Source organism: Candidatus Methylomirabilota bacterium, assembly GCA_036005065.1.
Classification (GTDB): domain Bacteria; phylum Methylomirabilota; class Methylomirabilia; order Rokubacteriales; family DASRDR01; genus DASYQW01.
In genome coordinates, this window is record DASYQW010000091.1 from 1 (window position 1) to 5,729 (window position 5,729).

The 5,729-nt window shown below is 69.1% G+C and carries 6 protein-coding genes; 5 read left to right on the top strand and 1 reads right to left on the bottom strand.

The annotated features are described in order from the left end of the window. The first annotated feature begins 618 nt into the window (after positions 1–618). The gene (locus VGW35_06880; protein ID HEV8307377.1) at positions 619–1,446 is read left to right on the top strand and encodes a cytidylate kinase family protein; all 828 of its coding nucleotides are present in this window, start codon (positions 619–621) and stop codon (positions 1,444–1,446) included. A 14-nt stretch (positions 1,447–1,460) separates the two neighbouring features. Here the strand turns inward: VGW35_06880 and VGW35_06885 are convergent, their stop codons facing one another. After that, complete coding sequence (locus VGW35_06885) at positions 1,461–2,210, bottom strand: SPOR domain-containing protein (GenBank protein ID HEV8307378.1); 750 nt, start codon at positions 2,208–2,210, stop codon at positions 1,461–1,463. A 69-nt stretch (positions 2,211–2,279) separates the two neighbouring features. Here VGW35_06885 and VGW35_06890 point away from each other — a divergent pair, with 69 nt between their 5' ends. From VGW35_06890 to galU, 4 genes are all read left to right on the top strand, one after another. Then, entirely contained in the window at positions 2,280–3,449 is a 1,170-nt protein-coding gene (locus tag VGW35_06890) for a trypsin-like peptidase domain-containing protein (protein ID HEV8307379.1), read from the top strand. 27 nt (positions 3,450–3,476) lie between these two features. Continuing rightward, entirely contained in the window at positions 3,477–4,040 is a 564-nt protein-coding gene (locus VGW35_06895) for a DUF2062 domain-containing protein (protein HEV8307380.1), read from the top strand. Then, the gene (locus VGW35_06900; GenBank protein ID HEV8307381.1) at positions 4,037–4,954 is read left to right on the top strand and encodes a mechanosensitive ion channel family protein; all 918 of its coding nucleotides are present in this window, start codon (positions 4,037–4,039) and stop codon (positions 4,952–4,954) included. Before VGW35_06895 ends, VGW35_06900 begins: the two co-directional genes overlap by 4 nt. Continuing rightward, positions 4,951–5,729: UTP--glucose-1-phosphate uridylyltransferase GalU (gene galU, locus VGW35_06905; protein HEV8307382.1), on the top strand; the 779-nt coding region annotated here is incomplete at its 3' end. The genes VGW35_06900 and galU, both read left to right, overlap by 4 nt.

The window sequence follows — 5,729 nt, forward strand, 5'->3', positions numbered from 1 at the left end:
CCCTCGGCGCAACCTCTATATTGCGGTATATTGCTACAGGTTGTCAAGAGTGAGGATGAGGAGGATGAGGGAGATCCGAGGACCCGCGTTTGGTCGGAGTTGGTCGGACCGCAACGGGACGCTTCATCTACGCTCCGACCACCCCGCCGGAGCGCGAGCCCCCTGCCGGGTCGTGCCCAGTGCCCCCCGGGGGGGAGAGGCCGTGCCGGTTGCGGGGAGGTTGCAGGTCGCGCCCCGATCTGCCGCGGTCTGCACACCCGCGTGTCGCATCCCTTCACCAGTTCTCATGCTGCTAACTTTCGGCTAGAATAGGGGTGGCCTTCGCCGGAGGCCTCGTGCAGCTGGTCTGTCGATGTCTGCGCTGCGGTCACATCCACCCGGGAACGACCCCTCCCGAGCGCTGCCCCGATTGCGGGGCACCGGGGGAGGAGTTTGAGGTGGTGGAGGAGGACTGAGACAGCCGGAGCGGGCCTCGACGGCCCTCTCCGGACCCCCCCGGTCGCGGCGGCAACGCCGCCCCTCGGAGTGGAACCCCCGGTGGCGGGGGGAAGGGGGTGAGGGCGCGAGCCAGACCCCGCGCGATTTTTCGCAGGGACAGACTCAGGTCGGGAGGTGCCCATGGCCATCGTGACGATGTCGCACGAGATGGGGTCGGGGGGCGCGGAGATCGGTGCGGCACTGGCCGAGCGGCTCGGTTACCGCTACGTGGACCAGGACATGATCTCGCAGGCCGCGGGTCGGTACGGGGTCGGCGAGGAAAAGCTGGTCCAGCTCGACGAAACCAAGCCCTCCCTCTTCGAGCGCTTCGACGTCGAGACGCGCCAGTACATCACCGTCCTGCAGTCGGCCCTGCTGGACGTGGCCGAGCAGGACAACGTCGTGATCATGGGTCGGGGGGGGCAGGTGCTCCTCCGGGGGATCGGCCACGTGCTCCGGGTGCGGATCATGGCGCCCTTCGACATGCGCGTGAAGCGCGTGATGAAAAAGATGGCGGGCCAGATGGGGGAGAGCATGGACGCCCGGACCACGGCCGAGATGGTCCGGCGGAACGACCAGGAGAAGTTCGGGAGGATGCGATATCTCTACGACGTGGACTGGTCCGACCCGGCGCTCTACGATGTCGTGATCAACACCGAGAAGCTGGCGACCCAGGGGGCCGTCGACGTCATCGTGGGTCTCCTCGGACGTCCGGAGCTGGCGGCCACCGAGGCGTCGCGTCAGGCCGTGCGGGACCGTGCGCTGGCCTCCCGCGTCCGGACCGCCCTCGCCGCCCACCCGGAGACGCGCAAGTACCGCATCAACGTCGAGGCTGATCGGGGCGTCATCCAGCTCGAGGGTACCGCCGCTCTGGAGAAAGCGTCCGAGGTGGCCCGGACGGTCCCCAGCGTGGTCGACGTCAGAGGGCAGCTCCTGGAGGTGCCCCCCATCCCGCCATTCGTGGCTTGACGGGCGGCGGGCCGCTACCGCACGACCTTGACGACGCGGCTCGTGAGCCCGAACAGGGCCAACGCTTCGCCGCGGGCATGAGCGGCGGCCTGACTCTGGAACTGGCCGTACCGGACGTGATAGATGACGGTGGGGCTGAGATCTTCGTCCAACCGGATCTCGAAGCCGCGCCCGCGGAGGGCGCGGGCTGCCGCGATCGCCTCGTGGAGGGTCGGGAAGGTGTCGACCTGAACCTCGAGGCCGTCGTCGGCCTCGAGGACGGTTCCGCGGCCGAGCTCGGCCGCCGCGCGCCGGGCCTCCCGCAGGGAGGGGAAACCGGTGGCCGCGACGACGTAGTGGCGCCGCACCTGTTGCTTGCGGAACCGGACGGTGGCGTAGCCGAGATGATTGAGCTGGTCCTCGATTCGATCCGCCGCCTCGGCGGACGTGAAGGGTCCGCTCTCGAGCGCGTAGCGCTCGGCCGGGGGGGCGGGGGCCGTGACCTCCACGGGCGCCGGCATCGAAGCCGACGGAGACACCGGAGCCTCGGCGGGCGCCGTGGCGCGCTCGGGCGGCGCCTCGACGGGCGCGGCGGCTGCCTCGGGCGCTCGGGGCGGCATCGGGGCGATGGTGACGGCCGCCCGGACGGGGGCCGCGATCCGCAGGGCCGGATCCCACACGCCGTCCACCCGGCGCTCGAGAAGCCAGGCGATAATGACCACGATGAGCAGCATGCTCACGACGCCGAGGGGCACGTGAGTGTAGCGACGCATGAGGGTACCCATGAGGAGCTCCGCCTCGATGTTTAGCGGGGGCCGGCGGGAAGTCAAGGTTATTCTGCTCCGAGGGCCGGTATGACCCGGTTTCTCGCGCGGTTAGGCGCGGGCGTCGTCGTCGCCCTCGCGGTCGGGCTCGGGCTCGGGATCGGGCTCTCGTGGACCGGGGCCCGTCTGCCAGCCGCCTTCCGGGGCGGATCATCCGGGGGCGCGGCCGCGGCCCCGACGGCGGAGGAGATGCAGCGCGCCTTCGTGCGGGTGGCGGAACGGGTCCGTCCTGCGGTGGTGAACATCGCAACCTCCCACTTCCTGCGCCGCCAGCGTCCTCCCGGGGCCGACCCCTTCTCGGGCGATCCGACGTTCAAGGACTTCTACGACCGCTACTTCGGCCAGCTGCCGCCATCCGAGCGCGAGCGGGCCGGCGTCGGATCCGGCGTCATCATCGACACCCAGGGCCACATCCTCACGAACCTCCACGTGATCAAGGGGGCCGACGAGATCGTCGTCCGCCTGCACGACAAGAAGGAGCTCAAGGGGAAGGTCGTCGGCAGCGACACCAAGACGGACCTGGCGGTCATCCGCATTCCCTCCGAGGGGATCGTGGCGGCGCCGCTCGGGGACTCCGATCGCCTCCAGGTGGGCGAGTGGGCGATCGCCATCGGCAGCCCGTTCGGACTGGAGCAGACCGTCACCGTCGGCGTGATCAGCGCGACGGGGCGCTCGGAGGTCGGCATCGTCCCCTACGAAAATTTCATCCAGACCGACGCCTCGATCAACCCGGGCAACTCGGGCGGCCCCCTCCTGACCTTCCGCGGGGAAGTCATCGGGATCAACACCGCCATCGTGTCCACCGGCCAGGGAATCGGTTTCGCCATCCCGATCAACAGCGCCCGCCACGTGGCGAGCGCGCTCGTGTCGAAGGGCAAGGTCGTCCGTGGATGGCTCGGAGTTTCCCTCCAGCCACTGACGAAGGACCTGGCCCAGTCGCTCGGCGCCGGAACCGAGAAGGGCGCTGTCGTCACGCGGAGCCTGCCGGGGAGCCCGGCCGAGAAGGCCGGTCTCGTCCAGAACGACGTCATCCTCAAGTTCGGCGACGTGGTGGTCGAGGATCTCCAGCACCTTCAGCGGCTGGTCCTCGACGCGCCCGTCAATCAGTCGGTGACGCTCCGCGTCCTGCGGAAGGGCAAGGAAGTCGCGATGCCCGTCACCATCGCCGAGGCGCCGCCCGAGCGGCCATCGCCCTCCTAGAGGCGAGGAACCGAGACAGCCCTCCTCGTGGTCTTCTCCTGGCGCAGGATCCGGGCTCGCGTGACGGCGGTTCTCCACCTCGATGAGTCGCCGTCGCGACTCGCGACCAGCATGGCCGTCGGCGTGTTCATCGGCATCACGCCGTTCTTCTTCCTGCACACGGTGCTGGCCGTGATCGTCGCGCTGATCTTCCGGCTCAACATGGCGGCCACCATCACCGGCGCCTGGTTCAATCTCCCCTGGTTCGCACCCTTCCTCTACGCCTTCTGCCTCAAGCTGGGCGAGGCCATCCTGAGCGGGAACATCGGGCTCATATGGAGCTTCGGCGAGCTCACCGAAGCGGCGCTCGCCCTGCTCCATACCAGCGCGCGAGAGCACGCGGGGAACTTCGTCCAGATGTTCTGGGACGCCCTCTTCGTGGCCTCGAAGCCGCTCTTCATCGGCACGACGGTGGTCGGGCTGGTGGCGGCCGTGACGACGTACTTCGTCACGCTGGCGGCCATCAAGGAGATCCGTCTTCTGAGTCACCTCGCCCCCGTTCCCCCCGGAGGCTCGGACGGCAATCCCTCCTCGGGGGAGCGGCGGCCATGAAGGTCGAGACGCCGTTGGACGAGATCGCGCTCCTCCTGACCCGTGTGTTTGCGCTCGGCGAGGTGGCCGCGGGCGCGCTGGCGCGGTTCGGGGCCATCCTCGGCGCGATCCTCATCGGGTGGATCGCCTATCGGATCGTGATCGGGCTGATCGATCGTCTGCTCAGTCCCCTGGGAGGTGTGGCCAACTACACGGCGCGTGCGCAACGGGCGCGGACGCTCAACCCGCTCCTGGCCAGCGCGGCGCGCTATGTCATCGCGTTCATCGTGACCGTGGTCGTCCTCAGCGAGCTCGGGATCGACGTTCGGGCCCTGATGGTCTCGGCCGGGGTCATCGGGCTGGCGATCGGCCTCGGCGCCCAGAGCCTGATCAAGGACGTCATCACCGGCTTCTTCATCCTCTTCGAGAACCTGATCGCCGTCGGCGACGTCATCGAGGTGGGCTCGCACAGCGGCGTCGTCGAGGCGGTGGGACTACGGGTCACCAAGATCCGGAAGTTCTCCGGCGAGCTCCGGATCGTCCCCAACGGCGAGCTCACGGCGTTCGGCCATCATTCGGCCGGCTGGGCCCGGGCCGTCGTCGAGGTGAGCGTGGGGTACGGCGAGGACATCACGCGCGCGCTCCGCGTCCTGGAGGGAGTCGGACACGCGCTCCGGGAAGCCCACCCGGGGCAGGTCCTGGAGCCCCCGGTGGCCGAGGGCATCCTGCGGTTCCAGGCCTCCGACGTCGTGCTGCGACTCCACGCCCGCGTGGATGCCCAGCACAAGTTCCCGATGGAGCTCGAGCTCCGCCGGCGTGTCAAAGAGGGACTCGACGCCGCGGGCATAGAGATCCCGTATCCTCAGCAGGTGGTTCACGTCTCTCCGGATCACCCATCACTCGTCCCGCCACGCGAGAAGGAGTCTCGGGCATGAGGGTACGCTCCGCCATTTTCCCGGCCGCCGGTCTCGGCACGCGGTTTCTCCCGGCCACCAAGGCGCAGCCGAAAGAGATGCTCCCCCTCGTCGACAAGCCGATGATTCAGTACGTCGTCGAAGAAGCGGTGGCGGCCGGGCTCGATCGGCTCACGATCATCACCGGCCGCGGCAAGCGCGCCATCGAGGACCACTTCGACGCAGCCGTGGAGTTGGAGTTCTACCTGCAGGAGCGCGGCAAGTGGGAGGAACTCGCCCAGATCAAGGCGATCTCCGATCTCGCCCCCGTGTCCTACATTCGCCAGAAAGAGCCGCTCGGGCTCGGCCACGCCATCCTCTGCGCGCGCCCGCTGGTCGAGGACGAACCCTTCGCCGTCTTCCTGGGCGATGACATCATCGTGGCCGATCCCCCGTGCATCGCCCAGCTGCTCGCCGTCCACGCGCAATACGGAGAGCCGGTCCTGGCCGTCGAGCGCATGCCCCGCGACCAGCTCAGCCTGTACGGGGTGATCCGCGGGAGCGCGGTGGGGGACAACGTCTATCTGGTGGAAGAGCTCGTCGAGAAGCCGGCTCCGGAGGCGGCGCCGTCGGACCTGGCGATCATCGGCCGTTACGTCCTGACGCCGGACATCTTCCCGATCCTGGCCGAGACCCCGCCCGACCACCGCGGCGAGATCCAGCTCACCGACGCGCTGCGTCGCCTGCGGGAGCGACGTCCGCTCTACGCCGTCCGCTTCGCCGGGCGGCGCTTCGACACCGGGGACAAGCTCGGGTT